This window comes from Arthrobacter sp. JUb119 (assembly GCF_024807995.1).
In the GTDB taxonomy this organism is placed as follows: domain Bacteria; phylum Actinomycetota; class Actinomycetes; order Actinomycetales; family Micrococcaceae; genus Glutamicibacter.
Window position 1 is genome coordinate 214,659 of sequence record NZ_JANUFE010000002.1, and the last position, 22,261, is coordinate 236,919.

21 protein-coding genes are annotated in these 22,261 nt (G+C 60.1%); 13 read left to right on the plus strand and 8 right to left on the minus strand.

The annotated features are described in order from the left end of the window. The first annotated feature begins 427 nt into the window (after nt 1-427). The 4 genes from M2368_RS07035 to ilvA all read left to right on the plus strand — a co-directional run bounded on the left by M2368_RS07035 (nt 428) and on the right by ilvA (nt 5,692). Nucleotides 428-1,234, plus strand: coding sequence for a Bax inhibitor-1/YccA family protein (locus M2368_RS07035; RefSeq protein WP_426735313.1), 807 nt, complete (start codon nt 428-430; stop codon nt 1,232-1,234). Between the two features lie 213 nt (nt 1,235-1,447). Next, complete coding sequence (locus M2368_RS07040) at nt 1,448-2,887, plus strand: APC family permease (protein ID WP_498724280.1); 1,440 nt, start codon at nt 1,448-1,450, stop codon at nt 2,885-2,887. A gap of 345 nt (nt 2,888-3,232) precedes the next feature. Further along, nucleotides 3,233-4,417, plus strand: coding sequence for an AI-2E family transporter (locus M2368_RS07045; protein WP_498724281.1), 1,185 nt, complete (start codon nt 3,233-3,235; stop codon nt 4,415-4,417). Between the two features lie 3 nt (nt 4,418-4,420). Further along, nucleotides 4,421-5,692, plus strand: a complete 1,272-nt coding sequence (gene ilvA, locus M2368_RS07050; protein WP_105657446.1) for a threonine ammonia-lyase — start codon at nt 4,421-4,423, stop codon at nt 5,690-5,692. 77 nt (nt 5,693-5,769) lie between these two features. Here ilvA and greA read toward each other — a convergent pair whose 3' ends face one another. Together greA and M2368_RS07060 are read right to left on the minus strand one after the other, a co-directional pair. Continuing rightward, entirely contained in the window at nt 5,770-6,264 is a 495-nt protein-coding gene (greA, locus tag M2368_RS07055; protein ID WP_105657447.1) for a transcription elongation factor GreA, read from the minus strand. A gap of 289 nt (nt 6,265-6,553) precedes the next feature. Next, complete coding sequence (locus M2368_RS07060) at nt 6,554-6,973, minus strand: DUF4307 domain-containing protein (RefSeq protein WP_105657448.1); 420 nt, start codon at nt 6,971-6,973, stop codon at nt 6,554-6,556. A gap of 239 nt (nt 6,974-7,212) precedes the next feature. Between M2368_RS07060 and mca the strand changes: the two genes are divergently transcribed. The 5 genes from mca to phoH2 all read left to right on the plus strand — a co-directional run bounded on the left by mca (nt 7,213) and on the right by phoH2 (nt 13,005). Then, nucleotides 7,213-8,079: a mycothiol conjugate amidase Mca gene (gene mca, locus M2368_RS07065; protein WP_105657493.1), complete on the plus strand. Its 867-nt coding sequence runs from the start codon at nt 7,213-7,215 to the stop codon at nt 8,077-8,079. 43 nt (nt 8,080-8,122) lie between these two features. Further along, a complete protein-coding gene (locus M2368_RS07070; RefSeq protein WP_105657449.1) occupies nt 8,123-8,404 on the plus strand; it encodes a hypothetical protein in 282 nt (93 codons plus the stop codon). Nucleotides 8,405-8,436: 32 nt separating this feature from the next. Next, entirely contained in the window at nt 8,437-10,551 is a 2,115-nt protein-coding gene (locus M2368_RS07075; RefSeq protein ID WP_498724282.1) for a thioredoxin domain-containing protein, read from the plus strand. 119 nt (nt 10,552-10,670) lie between these two features. Further along, nucleotides 10,671-11,432 carry an isoprenyl transferase gene (locus M2368_RS07080; RefSeq protein WP_105661709.1) on the plus strand — a complete coding sequence of 254 codons (762 nt, stop codon included), beginning with the start codon at nt 10,671-10,673 and terminating at the stop codon, nt 11,430-11,432. Between the two features lie 256 nt (nt 11,433-11,688). After that, nucleotides 11,689-13,005 carry an RNA 5'-3' helicase PhoH2 gene (gene phoH2, locus M2368_RS07085; RefSeq protein WP_105657452.1) on the plus strand — a complete coding sequence of 439 codons (1,317 nt, stop codon included), beginning with the start codon at nt 11,689-11,691 and terminating at the stop codon, nt 13,003-13,005. Here phoH2 and M2368_RS07090 read toward each other — a convergent pair. Then, a complete protein-coding gene (locus tag M2368_RS07090; RefSeq protein WP_133833083.1) occupies nt 13,002-13,820 on the minus strand; it encodes a hypothetical protein in 819 nt (272 codons plus the stop codon). The two genes, phoH2 and M2368_RS07090, sit on opposite strands and share 4 nt — an antisense overlap. Nucleotides 13,821-13,903: 83 nt before the next feature. Between M2368_RS07090 and M2368_RS07095 the strand changes: the two genes are divergently transcribed. The 3 genes from M2368_RS07095 to M2368_RS07105 all read left to right on the plus strand — a co-directional run bounded on the left by M2368_RS07095 (nt 13,904) and on the right by M2368_RS07105 (nt 15,515). Beyond that, the gene (locus M2368_RS07095; RefSeq protein WP_133833082.1) at nt 13,904-14,407 is read left to right on the plus strand and encodes a prepilin peptidase; all 504 of its coding nucleotides are present in this window, start codon (nt 13,904-13,906) and stop codon (nt 14,405-14,407) included. 4 nt (nt 14,408-14,411) lie between these two features. Further along, the gene (locus M2368_RS07100; protein ID WP_498724283.1) at nt 14,412-14,879 is read left to right on the plus strand and encodes an NUDIX hydrolase; all 468 of its coding nucleotides are present in this window, start codon (nt 14,412-14,414) and stop codon (nt 14,877-14,879) included. Nucleotides 14,880-14,945: 66 nt separating this feature from the next. After that, the gene (locus tag M2368_RS07105; RefSeq protein ID WP_332504516.1) at nt 14,946-15,515 is read left to right on the plus strand and encodes a GNAT family N-acetyltransferase; all 570 of its coding nucleotides are present in this window, start codon (nt 14,946-14,948) and stop codon (nt 15,513-15,515) included. Here the strand turns inward: M2368_RS07105 and M2368_RS07110 are convergent. The 4 genes from M2368_RS07110 to M2368_RS07125 form a co-directional block, all read right to left on the minus strand. Further along, nucleotides 15,512-16,702, minus strand: a complete 1,191-nt coding sequence (locus M2368_RS07110; protein ID WP_498724284.1) for a dipeptidase — start codon at nt 16,700-16,702, stop codon at nt 15,512-15,514. The genes M2368_RS07105 and M2368_RS07110 overlap by 4 nt on opposite strands. A gap of 121 nt (nt 16,703-16,823) precedes the next feature. After that, nucleotides 16,824-18,236 carry a class II fumarate hydratase gene (locus tag M2368_RS07115; protein ID WP_105657458.1) on the minus strand — a complete coding sequence of 471 codons (1,413 nt, stop codon included), beginning with the start codon at nt 18,234-18,236 and terminating at the stop codon, nt 16,824-16,826. Nucleotides 18,237-18,365: 129 nt separating this feature from the next. Next, nucleotides 18,366-18,995: a carbonic anhydrase gene (locus M2368_RS07120; protein WP_105657459.1), complete on the minus strand. Its 630-nt coding sequence runs from the start codon at nt 18,993-18,995 to the stop codon at nt 18,366-18,368. A 66-nt stretch (nt 18,996-19,061) separates the two neighbouring features. Then, nucleotides 19,062-19,736, minus strand: a complete 675-nt coding sequence (locus M2368_RS07125) for a DUF4245 domain-containing protein (RefSeq protein ID WP_332498477.1) — start codon at nt 19,734-19,736, stop codon at nt 19,062-19,064. Nucleotides 19,737-19,892: 156 nt separating this feature from the next. Here M2368_RS07125 and glpX point away from each other — a divergent pair, with 156 nt between their 5' ends. After that, nucleotides 19,893-20,927: a class II fructose-bisphosphatase gene (gene glpX, locus M2368_RS07130; RefSeq protein ID WP_105657461.1), complete on the plus strand. Its 1,035-nt coding sequence runs from the start codon at nt 19,893-19,895 to the stop codon at nt 20,925-20,927. A 107-nt stretch (nt 20,928-21,034) separates the two neighbouring features. On the opposite strand, the gene manA is transcribed toward glpX, so the two are convergent. Then, nucleotides 21,035-22,243: a mannose-6-phosphate isomerase, class I gene (gene manA, locus M2368_RS07135; protein ID WP_332727329.1), complete on the minus strand. Its 1,209-nt coding sequence runs from the start codon at nt 22,241-22,243 to the stop codon at nt 21,035-21,037. Nucleotides 22,244-22,261: the final 18 nt, after the last annotated feature.

A 22,261-nucleotide genomic window follows, 5' to 3' on the forward strand; every position in this document is an offset into this window, starting at 1 on the left:
CAAAAGGGGCACACCTTCTACTGAAACACGGTGATTTGGTGTCATTCAACATAGACGAAAACCCCTAGAATCCGGGGAAGTCGCACAGGCCCAGGCGATTCGAAAGGTTTCGAGTCCCACTGGGGGTACAGAATAAGGCCGTTGCTGTTCCGGATTTTCCGGTCAGCAGTGGTCTTTTCTTTTGCCAAAAGTGGGAGCGCATCCATCGTTCAACCTCAGGCATCGTGCATTCCACCAAAATCGGCTGCCAAGGCAACCTTGATGGTAGAACTTTCAAGAATATCGCTGACAGAGTAGTTTTTCTTCGGAAAAATGCCCTATATCATCCTTCCGACTGAGTGATTTCACAGCAATGCTCAATAGGATTAAGCAAAAGATCTTCAGCTAGCCACGTGCCGGCGCAATCGCAATCTATGGGGGAATGACATTGGGCAATCCAATTTTTGGTTCCAGCAGCCGCTCTGATGCTTGGGGAACCAAGCCTGGAAGTGCTGTTGGATTCCGTGACACCGCAAATATGAGCGCAGACCAGCTGCAGCAGATGTACCAGCAGCCTGCTGCAACCAGCGCCGACACCGGCCGCATGACCATCGGAACCACGATCAACAAGACCGTGCTCTGCCTGGCCTTGGTTGTTGTTGGCGCCGCGATTGGCTGGGGCATGCCGGCCCTCATGTTGCCAGGTGCCTTGGTTGGCTTTGTCCTCGGTCTGGTTAACGCATTCAAGAAGCGCCCATCGCCTGTGCTCATCTTGCTGTATGCCGCGGCCCAGGGCCTGTTCCTTGGTGGTCTCTCCGGCTTCCTTGAAAGCCGGCCGGGCCTTGAGGGAATCGCTATCCAGGCTGTGCTGGCTACCCTGTGTGTTGCCGGCGTAACCTTGGCGCTGTACCGCTCGGGCAAGTACCGCATGACTCCCAAGCTGAACAAGATGTTCATGATCGGCATGGTCGGCCTGATCGTCTTCTCGCTGCTCAACATGGTTCTGATGCTCACCGGCGTTATCGATGGCATGTTCGGCATGCGCGGCGGAGTGCTCGGCTTGGTTATCGGTGTAGTTGCCGTTCTGCTGGCAACCTACGCACTGGTTGCCGACTTCACCATGATCGAGGAATTGTCCGACCAGGGTGCTCCAGCCATCATGGCATGGCGCGGCGCCTTCGGCCTGACCATGACCCTGATCTGGCTGTACACCGAGATCCTGCGTATTCTCGCGATCCTGCGTGGCGACGACTAGCCGCAATAGCATAGCTCGCAAGGACCAGTGCCCATTTCGGGCACTGGTCCTTGTGCGTTAATCGCCTGTTCAAATATGAATTTTTATGATCGACTGCAACCGCCTATGCCATGGAAAATGACAGCTGATTGGGCGCTCATGCGAAACTTTGGTTAGATTCTCCTGTAGCTATTCAGTTACTCAACTCACAGCAGATTTGGCAGAAAGAACGCAATGAGAGTCGATCAAACATCAGGAAAGCCGCCGGGCTTGGTGAAATCCCTGGGCAACTTGGATGCCCTGGCCCTAGGGTTCGGTGCCATGATCGGCTTCGGCTGGGTAGTGCTGACCGGTGGGTGGCTGGATAACGCCGGCACCATGGGGGCGGTACTGGCCATGCTCGTTGGCGGTGGCATCATGGCCGTCGTTGGCCTGACGTATGCCGAACTGACCGCGGCCATGCCCAAAGCCGGTGGCGAGCATAACTTCATCCTGCGCGCCCTGGGCGCCCGGCCTTCCTTTATCGGATCGTGGGCAATTACCGGCGGCTATGTCACGATTGTGGCTTTCGAGGCGGTTGCTTTGCCACGAACCGTGGAATACATCTTCCCGGGCATGAGCCAGATCCCCCTGTGGACTGTTGCCGGTTTTGAAGTAAACCTGACCTGGGCGTTGGTAGGCGTGCTTTCAGCGGTGGTGATCACCTGGATCAACATCCGCGGCGTGAAGCAAGCTGGCGTATTGCAGACCTTCGTGGTGCTCTTCCTGATGGTTATCGGCGTCTTGATGATCGTGGGAGCCTTTGCCGGCGGCGAAGCCAAGAACATGGAACCGTTCTTCACCCCAGGAACCAGCGGCTTCTTCGCCGTGCTGGTGGCGGTGCCATTCCTGTTCATCGGTTTCGACGTGATTCCGCAGTCCGCGGAAGAAGTGAATATTCCGGCCAAGCAAATTGGCAAGCTCGTAGTCGTCTCCGTAGTCTTGGCCACCATCTGGTACGTCATGGTTGTCCTGACCACAGCGTCAGCGATGCCAGCTGCTCAACTGGCCGGAGCTGACATTGCAACGGCGGATGCCTTCGGGGCCATGTTCGGTTCGGAGCTGATGGCCAAGGTGCTGATTGCCGGTGGCATCGCCGGCATCTTGACCTCATGGAACTCTCTACTGCTGGGAGCCTCCAGACTGGTCTACTCGCTGGCCCGAAGCGGCATGCTTCCTTCCTGGTTTGGCACATTGCATCCCAAATACCGCACTCCAGCCAACGCCCTGGTCTTCATCGGCGGAATCTCCATGCTGGCCCCATTCTTCGGCGCTGAAATGCTGGGGTGGCTCGTGGATTCGGGGGCGCCAAGCATCATCGTGGCCTACTTCCTGGTCTCGGTCACCTTCCTCGTGCTGCGCAAGCGCGAACCCATGATGGATCGTCCGCTGCGCGTTGGCGGCAACGGAATTGCTGGGACTATCATCGGCTGGACTTCAGTCCTGCTCACCGCTGCGCTCTTCAGCCTCTACATGCCCGGCATGCCGGCCTCGCTGAGCTGGGAACCGTGGGCCATCTTCGCCATTTGGTGGGCACTGGGGGCAATTTTCTTCTTCAAGGTACCCGCGGGCATCAAGCCCGGTGAAGACGCTGAGGAGAGGGTCCTTGAAGCGGTCATGCGCCGCCGGAGATAGCATGTGCGAAGCGCCTGATGAGCCGTGTTTTCAAGTTGGCGTGAGCAATAAGAGGCAGCCTGTGCAATCTGGTTACCCTCGGCAAGGGCAAATAAACATATTGAATTAGATTTCTAGGACCAGTGCCCATATCGGGCACTGGTCCTTGGTTTTTGTCACAATTGAGACATGGATCAAGAAGCTGTCTGGCAAACGCGATAGCGTGGTTCCATGAAGAAGAGCCGGTTGGAACGTCTACGCCGTTTTCGTGTTTCACTTCCGAGTCAGCCGGCGGAAACTCCTGCCACACCAGGGCCAGATCTGACGGATTTCAAAAGCGCCGAGGATATGCCGTATGCCATGCGCATGGCAGCAGCGTGGGCTTGGCGTTTCCTGATCATCGTCGCAGCCTTGGGCGTGCTGGTGTGGGCGCTGTCAAAAGTCTCCTTGCTGGTCATTCCGGTTTTCATCGCAGCGCTGCTAGCAGGGCTGCTCTCACCGGTTGTGAATACGATGAACTCCAAGCTTGCTGTACCTCGCGGGTTGGCCGTCGGCATTACTCTCATCGGCTTCCTTGCGCTGGTCACCGCAGGGCTATCGGTAGCAGGGCAAAAACTTTCGGCCGGTTTTACCGCCCTGTGGACCCAAGCGCTTTCGGGCATCGAGCAGGTCCAGGACTGGCTGTTCAATGGCCCGCTCAAGCTGACCAACGACGACCTGCAGAAGGTGCTGGACGATACCCTCGTCCAGCTTCGCGGCAATGCCACCAACATCCTAAGTGAAGCAATCAGCTGGACTTCCGCGATCGGGCAGATCCTGACAGGCACATTGCTGGCCGTCTTCGCCTTGATTTTCCTGCTGCTTGACGGGCGCAAGATCGGTTTGTTCCTGGTGAACCTCTTGCCGCGCCGCGCCCGCCCGGCGATGGACGGCGCCTTGACCCGGGGCTGGGCCTCGCTGGTCACCTATGTGCGAGTCCAGATGATCGTTGCGCTGATCGACGCCATCGGCATCGGATTCGGTGCATTCTTCCTGGGCGTGCCACTTGCCATGCCACTGGGCGTCCTGGTCTTCATCGGCTCCTTCATCCCGATCGTCGGTGCACTGTTTACCGGTGCCCTGGCAGTTTTGCTCGCGTTGGTAGCCAATGGCTGGGTCAACGCATTGATCATGCTGGCCGTAGTGCTGCTGGTCCAGCAGGCGGAGTCCAACATCCTGCAGCCACTGATTATGGGCAAGGCAGTGAGCCTGCACCCACTGGCAGTGGTCTTGTCAGTAGCCGGCGGCACCATGCTTGCAGGCATTCCGGGTGCGCTATTCGCCGTACCGCTGCTGGCGGTGGTCAACGCGGTCGTGAAATACCTGTCGGGCCGAACCTGGGAAACCGACCAATTCGTGATTGAGCACTACGGAAACCAAGTAGTGGCGCAGAGCCCTAAGGCGAGCGACCCAGCGAAGGCCGACCCGCCGGCTGCAGCTGCAGGACCTGCCGCCGCACCAACAGCTTCGCCGGAAACCCGGCACCCTGAGTCCACAGCAGATGAGGAATAATCCATGAGCACCGAACCTACTTTGCCGGTTACGCTGGCTGATATCGAAGCCGCCGCTGAAGTACTCAAACCGGTTATTGCCCGCACCCCGGTGGAGCATTCCCGTGTTTTGTCCCAGCATGTTGGCGCCGAAGTTTTCCTCAAATGCGAGAACATGCAGCGCGCCGGATCCTTCAAGGTCCGCGGTGCCTATGTACGCATGTCCAAGCTCAGCGACGACGAGAAGGCCCGAGGCGTGGTCGCCGCGTCGGCAGGCAACCACGCGCAGGGCGTAGCCCAGGCCGCCAGCCACCTCGGAATCAAGGCGCGCATCTACATGCCCCGGGGCGTCGCCTTGCCGAAACTGACCGCGACGCGTGATCATGGTGCAGAAGTCGTGCTTTTCGGTGACACCGTGGATGAAGCGCTGGCCGAGGCGCAGCGTTTTGCCGACGAGTCCGGGGCAGTCTTCGTGCATCCTTTCGACCACCCGGACATCATTGCCGGCCAAGGCACCATCGGCTTGGAACTGCTCGAACAGCTTCCTGAGGTGGACACCGTGCTGATGGGTGTTGGCGGCGGTGGACTGCTGGCCGGCGTCGCCATCGCGCTGAAGGCCAAGGCCCGCGAACTGGGCCGCGAGATCAAGGTGGTGGGTGTCCAGGCGGAGAACGCCGCGGCCTACCCGCCATCCCTGGCCGCTGACGCGTTGGTCCCGCTGGATAACGTGCACACCATTGCCGACGGCATCGCTGTAGGCAAGCCAGGGCAGCTGCCTTTCGCGATCATCAAGGAATTGGTTGATGACGTGGTGACGGTATCGGAAGATACGCTCGCACGAGCTCTGGTGGTGCTCCTGGAGCGCAACAAGCTCGTGGTGGAACCAGCCGGTGCGGTGGGCGTCGCGGCACTGCTGGAGAACAAGCTGGAAGCGCACGGGATCAATCCGGCAACCACCGCGGTAATCCTTTCTGGCGGCAACATCGATCCGCTGCTGATGCTCAAGGTGATCCAGCGTGGCCTGTCAGCGGCCGGCCGCTTCTTGACCATACGCATGATGCTTCCAGACCGCCCCGGCTCGCTCGCGCAGATCTCCAACATCATCGCCGAATCGGATGCGAATGTCACCCGTCTGGACCACACCCGTATCGGTGGTTCGCTGTCCATGGGCGATGTCGCGATCACCATCGACCTGGAAACCAAGGGCCATGAGCATTCCAAGACGGTGCTCAATAACCTGCGCGCCGAAGGCTTCGACCCGCAGATCACCAATACTGCCGGCGGTTCAGTCGCCTAGCGCATAAGCAGCAAAGTCCGAAGGCCGCCAACCCAGATGGGTTGGCGGCCTTCGGACTTTGCATAGCAGCCTAGTTGCTAGGACTGGTAAGGCTTTGCAGAGATGATCTCAACCTTGATGTCGCGGCCGTTTGGAGCCAAGTACGACAGCTTGTCGCCGACCTTTGCGCCGTGCACGGCAACGCCAATAGGGGACTGCTCGGAGTAGACCTCGAGGTCGGTGTCGCCGGCAACTTCGCGGGAGCCGAACAGGAAGGTGGTCTCGTCGCCAGCGATATTGGCGACAACCAGCATGCCTGGCTCAACAACACCGTCATCGGCAGGAGCATCGCCTACATCGGCGCGGCGCAGCAGATCCTTCAGGTAGAGGATGCGCGCTTCGGCCTTGCCCTGCTCTTCACGGGCGGCGTGGTAACCGCCGTTCTCCTTCAGGTCACCTTCCGAACGTGCCTGCTCGATACGGGCAACGATCTCGGCACGTCCCGGGCCTGAGAGGAAAGTCAGTTCGTCCTGGAGCCGATCGTAGGCTTCCTGAGTCAGCCAAACGACAGGTTCGTTGCTGTTGGTGCTCACGTTGTACTTCCTTTGGTCAGTTAGGACTTCGCTTGGCCTTGGGACCGATAAGTGGTCCTAAAGCCGAAAGCCACCGAAACGGTGGCGTCGACGAAGTCGGATTCGGTACGGATCTGAGGGCTCACACGTTATGGGCGATGCAAGCAAAGACCCCGCCAGGCTCATGTCCTAGTACTCAGCTAGAACCATGCGCCGATGCGGGGCGAAACGTATCTTTTCAACGATAGTAGTCGCCAAAACGATTTAAGCCCAATAGATTCAGCTATTAGGGGATGAAGAAGCTGAAATATTAACCCTTGTATTCCTGCGGAACCTCGTAGCAGGACTCCACGCCAGCGGTGGTCGCCAGGTTGTCGGTGTGCAGGTCAATCTCCAGGCGTTGGGTGATGTGCCCGGTAGCTTCTCCAGGATCAAGCAAAATGGTGTCGTATCCGACGATGGCCTTGGATTCGTTCATCGCACGAATATCGCACTGCACGCGGTGCTTGGTGTTGTATTCGACTGCGACAATGGCCTTGGCCTTCGTTGCGGAAATGACCTCGAACTCGATGTCCTGCGCGCTGATGGCGCTGTAGTTGTTGAAGCCGACATAGGCGGCCCCCGCAACGCCGACGGAGAGCGCGGCAGCAATTAGCCAGTTACGCGTTTTCCTGGGAAGACTGCGTTTCTTGGGGTTGTTGTAGCGAGCCGTTAAGCTTGGATCAGACATTATTTGCCTTGCACCACTCTCTTGCCTGGCGGCATTTGAACTGGGAATGCCGTACGTTGGTTCCTTACTCAAGTTTACCGTCTTTCAGCATGGGGGAATAACCGGTGGTCGGCTGTGAGTTGTTATGGATGACGGACAGATTCGAAGCTTCGGGCCGTCCAAAAACGTGGCATAAGGAAAGAAGATAAGTGGAGATTCACGACGTGAAGAAAATTGCTCCTTCGCAGGGTCTGCGGCTCATGGCTATTCACGCGCACCCGGACGACGAATCTTCAAAGGGTGCTGCAACGATGGCTGCCTATGTTGATGCTGGCGCCGAAGTGATGGTCGTTTCCTGCACCGGCGGTGAGCGCGGGGATATTCTCAACGCCGCCGCTGGCGAACTCGCCCATGCGCACCGCGACCTGGCAGGCGTCCGGCGGACCGAGATGGCCGAGGCCGCTGCAGTGCTGGGCGTCAAGCACCGCTGGCTGGGCTATGTCGACTCCGGCTTGCCGGAAGGGGATCCGCTGCCGGAGCTGCCCTTTGGCGCCTTCGCCTTGCAGCCAGTAGAAATCGCTGCTGCCGGCATCATCAAGCTGATCCGTGAATTCCGTCCCCACGTCATCACGACCTATGACGAAAACGGCGGGTACCCCCACCCGGACCACATCCACTGCCATAAGGTTTCAACCTTTGCCTTTGAGCACGCGGCTAATCCGCAGATGTACCCGGAACTGGGTGCGCCGTGGTCGGTGAGCAAGTTGTACTACGACCGTGCTTTCGCACCGGATCGTTTCCGCACCTTGCACTACGCGATGCTGGAAGCAGGTTACGAGTCCCCCTACACCGAGCGCGTTGCGCTGTGGGAAGCGGACGAGGAAAACCAGATGTTCAAGTGGGTTTCCCCACACACCACAACCACCCAGATCAACTGCGCGGATTTCTTCTCGCAGCGCGATCAGGCGTTGCTGGCCCACAGAACCCAGATCGACCCGGAAGGTTTCTTCTTCGCCGTACCGGAACACGTCTACGCGGAGCACTGGCCGTGGGAAGACTACACGCTGATTTCCTCCAAGGTAGCTACCGAGTTGCCCGAGACCGACCTGTTTGCCGGACTAAGATAGTACTAAGCGCTTTCCAGTACTAGAAAAGAGTTGTCTTTACATCGTGAATACGATCTTCGAATCCCTGGCTCTGACTTCCTCGACCCTCGGTGTCGGTACGGAGACCAGCAGCGAATACGGTCCAGGATTCCTTGGGTTCATTTTCACCGCAGCCTTGGTGGTTGCCGTGATCTTCCTGATTCGCGACATGGTCCGTCGAGTGCGCCGCGTGCGCTACACCTCGGAAGCCGAGGCAAAGCAGCAGGAAATGGTGGCCAAGGGAGAAGAGCGCAAGCTTCAGGAATCCGAAGAGCCGCACGACCCGAAGACCGACGAACAGCAGTAGGCGCTTTGTGAGCTGCGCGATAGCATGATTGCGTGGCTCAACGACTCGCTGGCTCATCCAGCCAATACCTCAGACAGCATTCGCACCAACTTGTCGACTGGTTCCCCTATGGGGACGAAGCCTTCGAACAGGCCCGGTTGCGCGACGTACCGGTCATGCTTTCCATCGGCTACGCTGCCTGCCATTGGTGCCACGTGATGAGCCACGAGTCTTTCGACGATCCTGAAATCGCGGCGCTGCTGAACGAAAACTTCGTAGCTATCAAAGTGGACCGCGAAGAGCATCCGCTCGTGGACGACACCTACATGCTGGCTACCCAGGCGCTCACCGGTGCCGGTGGTTGGCCGATGACGATTTTCGCCCTTCCTGACGGGCGTACCGTGCATGCCGGCACGTACTATCCGAAGACGCCCCGTGGCAAGACTCCGAGCTTCCGCCAAGTGCTCAACGCCGTCCACGAGGCCTGGGATACCAAGCGCGATTCGCTGGAAGAGCAGGCCCAGATGCTCGCCGCGCATTTGGCAGAACTCGGAAGCCGCCAGAGCTCGCTGTTGTCGCTGCAGTCGCAGCAGCCAGCAGAGCAGGCCTTCGGCGCAGCACTTGATCGATGGGTTGCCGCCACCAAACCAGAAGGCGGCTTCACCCCGGCGCCTAAATTCCCGCCGACCTGGGCTCTGAAGACACTGTGGCGTGCAGTGGTCACCACCCCGGACCGCGCTGCCGAGGCCTTCGCCGCAGCGGCCACCCATCTCGAAGCGATGTTCCTTGGCGGTCTGCAGGATCATGTTGATGGTGGTTTCGCCCGTTACTGCGTTGATGAGAACTGGTCGGTCCCGCACTTCGAGAAGATGCTCTACGACAATGCCGGCCTGCTTTCACTGGCGGCTCGCACCAGTGTCCTCGCGGCGGAATTCGCCCGCAAGTCCGAAGGGGAGATAGCCCAGCGCGCGCAGAATCTCGCCTGGCTCGCCCAGCGCAGCGCCCAAGGCATTATCGACTTCCTCAGCGAGGAACTGCTCACCGCATCTTCGGACGCTCCAGCCTTCGCGGCTTCCCTGGATGCCGATTCATCCCGTGATGGCCAGCAGATCGAGGGCGCGTACTACACCTTTAGCCGCGAGGAAATCGCGCTGGTCACCGACCCTTTGATTCAGCGGCTGCCCAAGGGGCTGTTGCGTTTCGCGCCGGTGGCCGAGGACCCGCAGAACTTCTGCTTCTCGCTGTTGAGGGTTCCTGAAACGAACGAAATCGGTGTTCTCCATGAGCTGCGAGATGCAATGCGCACGCTGCGCCGCTCGCGAATTATGCCGGTCCGCGATGAGAAGGTGATCGCCGGTTGGAACGGGCTGGCCATCGAAGCCTTGTCTGAAGCCGCGCTGCTCCTGGACCAGCCAGAAGCCTTGGCGCTCGCCGAGAAGGCAGCAACCTCGGTGTGGACGATGCAGTGGGATGAAAATGCCGGACGGCTGGCCCGCGTGAGCTTCGCCAATCGTGCTGAGCACGGCAATGAAGGCACCTTGCAGGACTATGCCGCCCTGGCCCTGGGATTCTTGGCGTTGGGCCAGGCCACCGGGCACAAGCAGTGGGCCGAGCGTGCGAGCCGCTTACTGCGACGCGCTGCCGACTTCGTAGACCCGGAAACCGGGGTGCCGCGTGACGCGGTCCAAGCCGATGCGCGCATCGCAGCCCAGCGCAGCAACATTGCTGCCGTCACGGTGCTTGATGATGCGCTGCCGGCCTCGGGTGCGCTCTACGCCAAGGCGCTGGCGATGCATGCCCTGCAGTCCATGGCGGCGGGAGACTACACCGAGGCAGATGCGGCGGATTTGGAAAGCGCCCGCGTACTTTCTGCCCACGCCCTGGCTTTGGCCAGCGACGCGCCAACACAGGTAGCGACCGCCTTGGAAGTGCAGTGCATAGTTTCCAGCCCGGTCCAGTATCTTGCGCTGTCGCAGTGGGATTCGGCAGAAGCCAAGCGCGTGCGTTCGGTGGCGTTGAGCCTCGGATTGAATGTGCGCCACGATCCGTCGCTACCTGGTGCGGCCCAGACCGTCCAGATCCAGCCTTGCCGCGAAGAGCTTTGCCAGATGCCTGTAGCCGGGATGGACGGATTGTTCTCGCTGTTCGCTTCCGGAAAGGGTGCCTGAGCCCGGCAGAATGTGTCCATCGTGGACGCGGTGAAGCGGGCAGATACCCATGCTGGGCGATAAATAGCGGTAGATTTAGAACCTAGAGTTTTTGGAATCTATCGAAAGGCAGGGACAAGGTGCAGCTTCCGAACCTTGCGTACCGTTACTACGAACGGCGCTTGGCGAAGTCCCTCCCTGCCGACAAGCTTCCGCACCATATTGGCGTGATGGTCGATGGCAACCGCCGGTGGGCCAAGCTGGCCGGCACCCCGACCATGGCAGGCCACCAGGCCGGTGCGGACAAGATCCTGGAGTTCCTCGATTGGTGCGAGGACCTGAACATCCAGATGGTTACCTTGTACATGCTCTCCACCGACAACCTCAATCGAGAAGCCAGCGAGTTGCGCGACCTCTTGGAAGTTATCGGCACGACCCTGGACCGTCTGGGAGAGACCAACCGGGTCAAGGTCCAGCAGGTGGGAGCCAAGGACCTGCTGCCTGAAGACCTGGCGCAGAAGCTTGCCGCGCTGGAAACCGTTACCGCCAACCGCACAGGCGTTCATGTGAATGTGGCCATCGGCTACGGCGGACGTCGTGAAATCCTTGATGCTTTCAAGTCGCTGCTTTGCAAGGCCGCCGAGGATGGACGCACGGTCGAGGAACTTGCCGCCGGACTGTCCACTGAAGACATCGAATCGGCACTGTACACCAAGGGCCAGCCAGACCCGGATTTGGTGATCCGCACCAGCGGGGAACAGCGTCTCTCCGGCTTCTTGACGTGGCAAAGCGCCTACTCGGAGTTCTACTTCTGCGAGGCGTTGTGGCCGGATTTCCGCCGCGTGGATTTCCTGCGTGCGTTGCGCGACTTCGCTGATCGCCAGCGCCGCTTCGGCACCTGAGCCCCGAATGGTGCACCCGGCTCAGCTGTTCAGCTAATCGTTACCTGAACGTAGTCCCCAGGTAGCGCTTCAAGGTCTATGGTGATCATAAGGCCGGGGCAACAAGACCCAGCTGATCGAAGGGTTCCTCACTAGATGACCAAATGCAGCGCCAGCCGGAGCAATTGCCGGAATCGCCTTGGACATCCGGTGTCGGGATTCCCCACTTACGCGTGGGGAGAGTCCCCACGCCGGATTCGAGAATGGGTGCGCTGCCATGACACGAACAGCCGAACAGGGTGTACGAACCTACGTCATTGATACTTCGGTTTTGCTTTCTGACCCGAAAGCCATGTTCCACTTCGATGAGCACCATGTCGTGATCCCGCTGACTGTCGTCACCGAGCTGGAACATAAGCGCAAGGATCCTGATCTGGGCTTCTTCGCACGCCATGCCTTGCGTGTGCTGGACGAGCTGATTGCCAGCCATGGGGGATTAGCCCAAGCGGTGCCCGTGTCCAAAACTGGTGGAACGCTGCGCATTGAACTGAACAACATCGCCCCGGAAGTCCTGCCGGTGGGCATGCGCTCAGGCGATAACGATTCACGCATCCTGGCTGTCGCCAAGCACCTGCTGGATGCTGGCCTCGACGTTGCGCTGGTCACCAAGGACTTGCCGATGCGCATCAAGGCCTCTGCCATGGGCATCCATGCCGAGGTGTACCGCAATGAGCTGATCGCCTCGACCGGGTGGACCGGCATACAGCAGCTGGAACTGGGCGAAGAGACCATGGCCAAGCTCTACGAACATGAACAGCTTCTGAACCACCCTGCGGTCGCCGATGAACCGATCAACACCGGGTTCGTCATCACATCCCCGCGCGGAAGCGCCCTGGGCCGCAAGGTTGATGCGAACACCTTGAAGCTGGTGCGCGGCGACCAGCAGGCCTTCGGATTGCATGGACGCAGTGCAGAGCAGCGCATCGCCTTGGACCTGCTGATGGATCCATCCGTGGGCATCGTCTCCCTGGGCGGCAACGCCGGAACCGGTAAATCGGCGTTGGCCCTGTGCGCCGGAATGGAAGCAGTGCTTGAACGCAGGGAACACCGCAAGATCACCGTGTTCCGTCCGCTCTATGCCGTGGGCGGCCAGGAACTAGGCTACCTGCCGGGCTCCGAGGGCGAAAAGATGGGACCTTGGGCCCAAGCGGTCTTCGATACCCTCGGCTCGATCGTGTCGAAGAATGCCATTGATGAAGTGGTCGAACGCGGGATGCTTGAAGTCCTGCCGCTGACCCACATCCGCGGGCGTTCGCTGCATGATTCCTTCGTCATTGTTGATGAAGCCCAGTCGCTGGAACGCAATGTTCTGCTCACGGTGCTATCGCGCATCGGGCAGAATTCCAAGGTGGTGCTCACCCATGACGTGGCTCAGCGCGATAACTTGCATGTAGGCCGCTACGACGGTGTCGCCGCGGTCGTGGAACAGCTCAAGGGACATGCCCTCTTCGGGCATGTGACCCTGACCCGTTCCGAGCGCTCTGCTATCGCCGCGCTAGTCACCAACCTGCTCGATTCGCCCACCTTGTCCTAGGATTGGCGCTCGCTGCGCAGCTCCCACGGAATCGGCGCCCGCACGTCGGTAAGCGTGGGAGCTGGGGCGGTGAACAAGGAATCGATGTAGTACTCGTTCTGGGCCAGGACCTGAAGCGACAACTCCGGGGCCACAGGCATCCCGGCCTGGGCGGAGAGCACCCGGCGGCTCAGGCAGACGCCTGTTGCCAGATCCAGTACCACGAGGGTTCGTGTCCCGGCGGGAACGAGAGGACAGTTGGCCAGCGCGGGCTGGTAGTTGTGCCCCGCAGTGAGAACGGCGGCTAGAGCAGGCCGGTTGCCATGGGTGATCTCTGCGAGCTCGTGAATGTAGGTGGGGTGGTCGAAAGCGAGATCATGGGCGGCAGGCTCGGTGCCGGCAAGTTCCACCGGATCGAGCATTGGTTCCCAATGCTCCAAGGGCAGCAACCCATTGAAGCCAGAAATTTGTGGACGGCGCAAGATCAGGTGGTCTGAGGTATAAACCGGGGAGGTCAGCGAGGCCGGCAGCTTCCATGAGGAATTGGTGGCTGCGACGTAGCCTCGGCTCCGGTCTGCGGTGAACTTCTCCTTTTGGTACACCAGTTGCCCCTCGGCCGAGCGCACGGCTATGGCTTCTCGCTGGCGGAGGATGGCGGTCAGCTGGCCTTCCAGGCCTTCGTCCGGTTTGGCGTAATGCTCCGGGACCTGGACCTGGAACTGCAAGGAGGTGCTCAGCCATGGGGCGGACCGGGCCAAGGCACGGAAACGACGACGGGCCGCCGACTCAGGGGCGGATTGCCCGGGGAAAAGAACTGGAACTGCTGGAACGTCCATACTCCAATTGTAGAAGCGGCTGAATTATTCACAAGAGGAAGACCCCTCTGCCGAAGATCCAATGAGGTGCCTATGCTCTATGCATGTCAGAAATTTGGAACGTGGCACAGGAAAGCCCGACCACCGCAGCGCTGGTTCTCCTCCAGCTAGCCTGCTTTCTTGGTTTCGGGTTCCTCCTGTCCAAGGAAGACATGGCGACGCATCGTTTGCCCAACCGGCTACTGGCTTACTGGTTGGCGGCCAGCATCGTGGTGATCGCGCCGCTGGGGATCTTCCGTTCTGATGGGCATGGGCTGCTGATGAGCCTTTTGGGGTTGCTGCTGCTTGGCGGAGGCTATCTGCTCCTCGCGCTGATTTCCGCTGGGGCAATGGGCATGGGCGATGTGAAGCTGGCCGGCGTGCTGGGGATGAATCTCGGATACTATTCCTTGCCCAGTTTGTTCTTCGCGACCTTGCTTGCCTTCCTGCTGGCCACCGGCTGGGTTATCGGGGGCGTGGCCGTGCGGAAATTGACGCTGAAATCAGCGGTCCCTTTCGGCCCCTTCATGCTCATTGGGTCTTTAGCAGTGCTGCTTATGGCACGATGAAATCATGGCAACTCCAGAATTCGTAACCCATCTTCGAGAACGCATCGGTCATGAACTGCTATGGCTCTCCGGGGTGAAAATCGTTGTCCTCCACGACAGCCGGGTGCTGTTGGTGCGACGTGCCGACAATGGCAAATGGACCCTGCCGGCAGGAATTATCGATCCAGGCGAAGAGCCTTCGCATACAGCACACCGCGAAGTGCTGGAAGAAACCGGCGTCGAATGCGAAATCACGGACCTGTTGGGGGTCGGGGTGACAGCTCCCACGATGTACCCCAATGGCGATCACGCGCAGTACCTGGATGTAGTTTTCAAGGCTCGGCACCTTTCCGGCACGGCGACGGTCAACGATGACGAGAATTTGGAAGTGGGGTACTTCGAACTGGCTGACCGGCCAGAACTCCCGCCGCTGCACGAACGGGCGCTGCAATGGGCACTGGACCCTCGGCCCGGTGGCTATTTCGCCAGTTGACGCTTCCTGCCTTCAACTCCGCTGTGGCATGCGTGAATGCCACCGGCATGAGCTTAGACTTGCTCCATGACCGGGATTGGACTGATTGAACCTTCTGCCGCACTGCATGCTTCCTTCATGCGGAGCACAACCGAATGGGCGGGGGCGGAGCAGGACGGGGCCTCGGTCTTCTACGCTGCCAAATACGGTTGGGATCTGCGCAACGCAGAAGACTTCGCGCAGTGGGTCCAGCTGCTCAAGGATCTGGAAAAGCCGCACTTCACGCCACCGGAAGGCTTCGTTGCGCAAAGCACCCTGTGGCTAGCGCACGACGATGAGTACTTGGGCGCGGTCAGCTTGCGTCACGAGCTGGGCAATGATTTCCTTCGCGAAGTCGGCGGGCACATCGGCTACGGCATACGCCCGAGCGCCCGTGGCAATCGCCTGGCCAGAACCGCGCTCGCCGGATCCCTGGAACAAGCCCGCAGCCTTGGCCTGCCGCGGGTCCTGCTTACCTGCAACGACTCCAATACTGCTTCGGCGCGAACCATCGAAGCTTGCGGCGGAGTCCTCGAACGCGTCACTCCGGTTGCCGAAATCGGGCCCCGCTTCGGCTCCACTGAGGACCTGCGACGCTATTGGATTGAACTGAGCTAGTTCGCTGGAAGCACCTCGCGGAATACGCGCAACGTATTTCCGCCCATGATGGCCGCGATTTCCGTATCCGAATAGCCGCGATTCATCAGTTCCTGGGTGATGACAGCAATCTGGCTGGCATCCCATGCGACGGTAGTTGCACCGTCGAAGTCGCTGCCCAAACCGACGTGTTCGATTCCTGCGACCTTGATGACATGCTCCATCGCGTCCACCACCGAATCCACATCCAGGGTGCAGACCGCAGCGTCCCAGTAGCCAATTCCGATAACGCCGCCGGTCTCGGCTATGGCCTGGATCTGATCGTCAGTGAGGTTCCGGTTCACATCGCAGGTGGCTTGGACACCGCCGTGGCTGAAAACCACCGGTTCAATAGCCAGGGAGAGGACTTCATTGAAAGCCGCGTCGCTGGAATGCGCCAGGTCGACGATGACCCCCAGCTCTTCCATGCGCTTGAGTGCAGCACGGCCAAGGTCGGTGAGCCCTGATTTCTCGACCCCGTGTTTGGAGCCGGCCACCGAGTTGTCGAAGAAGTGCGTGAACCCGGCCATGCGCATGCCATCGTTGAACAGGACATCCACGTTCCTGACGTCGCCCTCAAGATTATGCAGGCCCTCTACCGAGAAGAGGCCCCCGGTGACCTGCTGGCCGCTCTTGCGGTCCTTGAACAGTTGGTCGAGCTCGGCGGTGGTGGTGATGGTGCGCAGGGTGCCTTGCGAAGCGGCGGCGTCGTCGCGCAGTTTCTTGGCCTGGTAGCGCGAACGCTCCAGGAGCGAGAACCAGGTCTGAGGCGGTTGCAGCTGGACAATGCCCAGCAGCGTGATGTTATCCGATTCGGCGCTATTGGAGTCGTAATTCTGGCCGACGGGCGACTTGGAAACCGATGAGAAGACCTGCAGGGCGACATTGCCTTCTTCCATGCGCGGCAGGTCGACATGGCCGCGGTCCGAGCGCTTGAGCAGCGAACGGTCCCACATCAAGGTGTCGGCATGCATGTCGGCAATCTGCAAGCGCGAATGCAGTTCCGCGGCGTCGTCGCCGACCGCTGGCAGACCCGCGGCCTCGATCTTATTGCGGGTGTTTTCCACGATGCCGGGAGCAAAAGCGAAGAATGCGGCCAAGAGGACTACCAGCGTGCCGGAAATCCAGAGGCCAAGACGTTTAAAAGAGCGAGATGTGGTGCGGGTCATAGGTGGAGGCTAGCAGATGTTACCGGTAAGTAGGCGTCTGTTTTTCCGGGTTAAAGTGCGCTACCGCGACCCGATGGCGAGCATCGAACCGCGGTAGCAGCAGGGGTGGAGCAGCAGGGAATTAGTGCTTGCCCACCATGGTGGAAACATCCAGAAGCTGATCGAGCTGTTCCTCGGTGACTTCACCGCGTTCAACGAAGCCCAAAGCGATGGTTGCTTCGCGTACGGTCAGCCCCTCGGCAACAGCCTTCTTGGCGATCTTGGCTGCGTTTTCATAGCCGATCAGCTTATTCAGCGGGGTGACAATCGATGGGGAAGCCTCGGCCAGGAAGCGCGCGCGTTCCACATTGGCCTTGATGCCGTCGATCATCTTTTCGGCCATCACCGTTGAGGTGCTGGACAGCAGGCGAATGGATTCGAGCAGGTTGGAGGCCATGACCGGGATGCCCACGTTCAGCTCGAAGGCGCCGTTGGTTCCGGCCCAAGCGATGGCGGTGTCGTTGCCGATGACCTGGGCTGCTACCTGGATGGTTGCCTCCGAAATGACCGGGTTGACCTTGCCGGGCATGATGGAGGATCCTGGCTGCAGATCAGGGATCGCAATTTCTCCCAAGCCGGTGTTGGGGCCGGAGCCCATCCACCGCAGGTCATTGGCGATCTTGATCAGCGAGATAGCGATGGTGCGCAAAGCTGCGGAGGCCTCGACCAGTCCGTCGCGGTTGGCCTGTGCTTCGAAATGGTTGCGCGCCTCGGTGATGGGCAGGCCGGTGTCTTCGCGCAGGAACTCGATGACCTGCTGCGGGAAGCCGTCCGGGGTGTTGATGCCGGTGCCTACCGCGGTGCCGCCCAGGGGAACTTCGGCAACGCGTGGCAGGGCCGCTTCGATGCGTTCAATGCCGTAGCGTACCTGTGCCGCGTAGCCGCCAAATTCCTGGCCAAGGGTGACTGGGGTGGCATCCATCAGGTGGGTGCGGCCGGACTTGACCACATCCTTGAACTCGGCGGACTTCGCCTCCAGTGAGGAAGCCAAGGTTCCGAGGGCCGGGACCAGGTCATTGAGCAGAGCTCCGGTGGCGGCAACATGCACGGACGTCGGGAAGACGTCGTTGGAAGATTGCGAGGCGTTCACGTGGTCGTTCGGGTGGACCTCGGTGCCGCTGTCCCGGGCCTTCAAGGCACGGGTGGCCAATTCGGCGAGAACTTCGTTGGTGTTCATATTCGAGCTGGTTCCGGAACCGGTTTGGAATACGTCGATGGGGAAGTGCTCGTCGTACTGCCCGGTAGCGACCTGATCGGCTGCGGCCACAATGGCCTCAGCGCGTTCTTCGTCGAGAACGCCTAGCGCCAGGTTGGCTCGTGCGGCGGCCTTCTTGACCTGGGCCAGGGCCTTGATATGCGAGGATTCCAAGGTCTTGCCCGAGATCGGGAAATTATCGACGGCACGCTGGGTTTGCGCGCGGTACAGGGCCTGAGCCGGAACTCGGACTTCGCCCATGGTGTCATGTTCGATACGGAAATCGTCACTGTTAGTCATGAGCCCAGAGTACGCCCGAACCGTCATCGAATGACAGGTCTCTGACGTAAACATCACAACCAACAGTGACGCTTCACCGATTTGGGAATAAAAGCCGTTTTACAAGGCTTTTCCTGAAGCTTGGAGCTTCTAGTCGAGGCCCAGGCTGGAGACCAGCTGGGCACGGCCATCGTGCAGGTGGTAGGCAACGCCGGCGACCGCGGTGCGGCCCTCTTCGATGGCCAGCGCGATGATGCTGGACAGGTCGACGAGGCGGTCGGTGGTCTGCTTGACGTGCTCGACAACGGTGCCGTTCACGTCGGTGATGCCCTTGCGTTCGGCGGCATGGACTGAAGGGGTGATGTGCTCGACCAGGTCGCGAACGAAGCCCTTGGGCATGTTGCCAGTTTCCTTGGCCTGGATGGCGCTGGTAATCGCACCGCAGGAGTTATGCCCGAGGATGACGATCAGCGGCACGTTCAGGGCGTCAACGGCGAATTCCAATGAACCGAGGCTTGCCGGATCCAGGACGTGGCCTGCGGTACGCACCACGAACATGTCGCCCAAACCCACATCGAAAATGATCTCTGCCGCAAGGCGGGAATCAGAGCAGCCGAAGATGACAGCGAAAGGTTCCTGGCCGGAGATCAACTTCTGCCGTCGAGCACTGTCCTGGTTGGGGTGCTGGGTATCTTCGTTGACGAAACGGAAATTGCCGGCGCTGAGCTTTTCCCAAGCCTCTTTAGGCGTCAGGGTCGGTTGTGTTGATTCAGAGAGCATGACTCAGATTCTACGGGATGCTGTTCGAATATCGAATATATGACTGGCTTTTCCCGTGAACGTGACTTAATCCAGCTCGCTAGCGACCTGTTCGGCAACACTGTTCAGCTGTTCGGCCGAGGTGTCACTGGAAAGTACGACGGTGGAGTCCTTGAACTCGGAGATCAGGTACGTGCTCTGGTCCTTGGTGCGCACTTCCCACTGCGCTCCGCCGATGGTGCGAGTTTCGGTGGGCGTCGCCGCATCGGTGATCAGGGCAATCCATGTCGGGTTGGCGTCAGCAGCTTGGCGAACCCACACGAAGTTCTTGTCTTCGAAGACGAGGCCGCATTCCCAATAGGGGACACCCTGTGCAGTGTTAGCCTGCCAGCGAGCGAAGTTCGCGTATTCCTTGTCGCCCAGTTCCGGGGCGAAGATCTCAAAGCCAGAAATCTGTTCCGTCTGTTCCGCGGTGGCCTGCAGGTTGACGTCGCTTTCAAACGCGTCGTCCTTGGGCGGCGGGTTGAGCATGAGCACCGGAATGAGTATGGCAACCGTGAAGCCGATGGACAGCACCATGCCCTTGAAGGTCTGGTTCGCGCGCTTGGCCTGCTTCTCGGTGAGCTGCGGCTTGTACGGCAGATCCTCGAAGGTGGCATTCGGATCGTCGAGGCTTCGAGGGGACGCAGCAGGCGTCTGGGTACCGTTGACCGTGTTGCCGGTAGCCGGGACGCTGTTCTCGGTGTTCTTCTCAGGTTGCACGCCTTCCATTCTCCCCGAAGATTCTGTGGAATTCGAACCAGAGTGCCCAAACGCACGTCGAACTATGAGCAGGCACTCCCGACACGAACTGTAAAGCGAAAACTCTAGAGGATAGAATGTCCTTGTTTGCATAGGCGCAATGACTACGACTCAGTGATGGGATCTTTCGTGACCGAAAAGAACAATTATGCCCACCTTTCTCCGCGACTGTCGGTTTCCGACGCGGAGCCGGACCGCAACCTAGCACTGGAGCTGGTGCGTGCAACCGAAGCGGCAGCCATCGCTTCCTCGCCGTGGGTCGGATTCGGTGACAAGAATGCCGCAGACGGTGCCGCAGTCGACGCCATGCGCGGCTTGCTGTCCACCGTGAACTTCAACGGCGTTGTCGTGATTGGCGAAGGTGAAAAAGACGAAGCTCCAATGCTGTTCAACGGAGAACAGGTTGGCAGCGGCACCGGCGCCGAATGCGACGTCGCAGTCGACCCGATTGACGGAACCCGTCTGACCGCGCTGGGCCTGAACAACGCCCTGTCCGTGTTGGCCGTTGCCGACCGCGGTTCGATGTTCGACCCCTCCGCCGTGTTCTACATGGAGAAGCTGGTCACCGGGCCAGAAGCAGCAGAGCTCGTTGACCTCCGCCTGCCAGTGAAGCAGAACCTGCATCTGATCGCCAAGGCCAAGGGCAAGAAGGTCAGCCAGGTGACTGTGACCATCCTGGACCGCCCACGCCACGCTGGCCTGATCGAGGAGATCCGCGCGGCTGGTGCCCGCACCAAGCTGATTATGGACGGTGACGTTGCCGGCGCCATCGCCGCAACCCGCGAAGGCACCGGCGTTGACGCGCTGATGGGTGTCGGCGGCACCCCTGAAGGCATCGTGACCGCCTGCGCTATCAAGGCGCTGGGCGGCGTGATCCAGGGCCGCCTGTGGCCAACTGATGACGACGAGAAGCAGAAGGCCATCGACGCCGGCCACGAATTGGGCCGCGTGCTGACCACGAACGACTTGGTGACCTCGGATAACTGCTACTTCGCAGCGACCGGCATCACCGATGGCGACCTGCTGCGCGGTGTCCGCTACAAGGACAACCGCATCCACACCCAGTCGATCGTCATGCGTGCCAAGTCCGGCACCATCCGCTTCGTCGAGGGTGAGCACCACCAGGATAAGTGGGAAGCCTACACCCGCTAATCCGCATCTGATTGCAAAACTGCGAGCCATGGACTTGATTCAAGTCCATGGCTCGCAGTTTTGCGTTTGGCCCCTATAGTGCCACGAAGGGCCTCAGTGCAGTGCAGCTAGTCGATCTGGGCGCTGGCTGCGAAGAGCTGGCCCGGAACGGTGCCCTGCAAAATGGCGGTGGCTGGCAGTTCGGCCGCGGTGAGGAACAACGACTGCCCGCGGCTGATGCTGCGTTCGCCTTCGCGGGTGGCGACCAGGAACTCACCGGCGGTGCACAGCAGCACAGCGGCACCGTGCAGCTGCAGATCAGCGGCAAGGCCCGGCTCTATGGGATCGAGTACCTGCAGCTGGAACTCTTCGAAGTCGGGCTTGTACAAGCGGTCGTGGGTATCAAGGGCCACCGGCTCCAGGATCGGGGCAGGGGAGGGGGCGGCAATGGTGACGTCCAGCAGTTCGGGAACATCGATATGCTTGCTGGTCAGGCCTCCACGCAGCACATTATCCGAATTGGCCATGACCTCGATTCCCAAACCGCGCAGGTAGGCGTGGACGTTGCCGGCACCTAGGCTGATGGCCTGGCCAGGCTCCAGGAAGATCAAATTCAGCAGCAGTGCGACCAAGACCCCCGGATCGCCAGGATAGATCTTGTTGATCGAGGCTAGCTCGGCGAAATGGGCATTGCCGTGCAATTCGGGGCTGCCGGCCACTGCTTCGCTGATCTGCGCTACCAGCTGGGAAATTTCCTCCCCCGCGGTCAGCACATGCTTGAAAGTCCGGGCCAGCGGATCGGTGCCCTGCAGCAGGTCGAGCAGCTGGCCTATCGGTGCATGCGCCGAGTCCGGCAGCTGCGCGGCCAGGATCTGCAGGTCTTCAACAATCTGCGCTGGTTGGCGGAAGCCCGATAGCGCCACGAAGTCGGTCAGGGCAAAGAGCATCTCCGGCTTGTGGTTGTCATCGCGGTAGTTGCGGTCAGCCGCATCCAAAGGCTTGCCGTCCGCGTTTTCCTGGGCGAAACGCTCTTGGGCCTGCTTCAGCGTGGGGTGAGTCTGTATCGACAGCGGCTGGGTCGCCGAGAGCACCTTGAAAAGGTAGGGCAGACGTCCGTAGCGCTGGGCGACTGCTGAACCCAGTATGTGCTCTGGATCCTGGGCGATGAAATCATTGAGCGCTGTCCCGCTATCGGAGATCCGGCTCGGGCACCCGGGATGGGCACCGAGCCACATCTCGGCCTGCGGGGTGGTTTCCGCGGGCAGATCGAGCAGATCGGAAATCTGCGAAGCAGATCCCCAGTGGTAGTCCCTAATCGCGTTTTTCAACTCGAACACGTCTTTTGACCATAGCCT

What these genes read in the sequence shown, in the direction of transcription:
- M2368_RS07040 (WP_498724280.1), top strand. Translation starts at nt 1,448, where the DNA reads ATGAGAGTCGATCAAACATCAGGAAAGCCGCCGGGCTTGGTGAAATCC.
- M2368_RS07045 (WP_498724281.1), top strand. Translation starts at nt 3,233, where the DNA reads ATGGCAGCAGCGTGGGCTTGGCGTTTCCTGATCATCGTCGCAGCCTTG.
- ilvA (WP_105657446.1), top strand. Translation starts at nt 4,421, where the DNA reads ATGAGCACCGAACCTACTTTGCCGGTTACGCTGGCTGATATCGAAGCC.
- M2368_RS07060 (WP_105657448.1), bottom strand. Translation starts at nt 6,973, where the DNA reads ATGTCTGATCCAAGCTTAACGGCTCGCTACAACAACCCCAAGAAACGC.
- mca (WP_105657493.1), top strand. Translation starts at nt 7,213, where the DNA reads ATGGCTATTCACGCGCACCCGGACGACGAATCTTCAAAGGGTGCTGCA.
- phoH2 (WP_105657452.1), top strand. Translation starts at nt 11,689, where the DNA reads ATGACACGAACAGCCGAACAGGGTGTACGAACCTACGTCATTGATACT.
- M2368_RS07090 (WP_133833083.1), bottom strand. Translation starts at nt 13,820, where the DNA reads ATGGACGTTCCAGCAGTTCCAGTTCTTTTCCCCGGGCAATCCGCCCCT.
- M2368_RS07095 (WP_133833082.1), top strand. Translation starts at nt 13,904, where the DNA reads ATGTCAGAAATTTGGAACGTGGCACAGGAAAGCCCGACCACCGCAGCG.
- M2368_RS07100 (WP_498724283.1), top strand. Translation starts at nt 14,412, where the DNA reads ATGGCAACTCCAGAATTCGTAACCCATCTTCGAGAACGCATCGGTCAT.
- M2368_RS07105 (WP_332504516.1), top strand. Translation starts at nt 14,946, where the DNA reads ATGACCGGGATTGGACTGATTGAACCTTCTGCCGCACTGCATGCTTCC.
- M2368_RS07110 (WP_498724284.1), bottom strand. Translation starts at nt 16,702, where the DNA reads ATGACCCGCACCACATCTCGCTCTTTTAAACGTCTTGGCCTCTGGATT.
- M2368_RS07115 (WP_105657458.1), bottom strand. Translation starts at nt 18,236, where the DNA reads ATGACTAACAGTGACGATTTCCGTATCGAACATGACACCATGGGCGAA.
- M2368_RS07120 (WP_105657459.1), bottom strand. Translation starts at nt 18,995, where the DNA reads ATGCTCTCTGAATCAACACAACCGACCCTGACGCCTAAAGAGGCTTGG.
- glpX (WP_105657461.1), top strand. Translation starts at nt 19,893, where the DNA reads ATGGGATCTTTCGTGACCGAAAAGAACAATTATGCCCACCTTTCTCCG.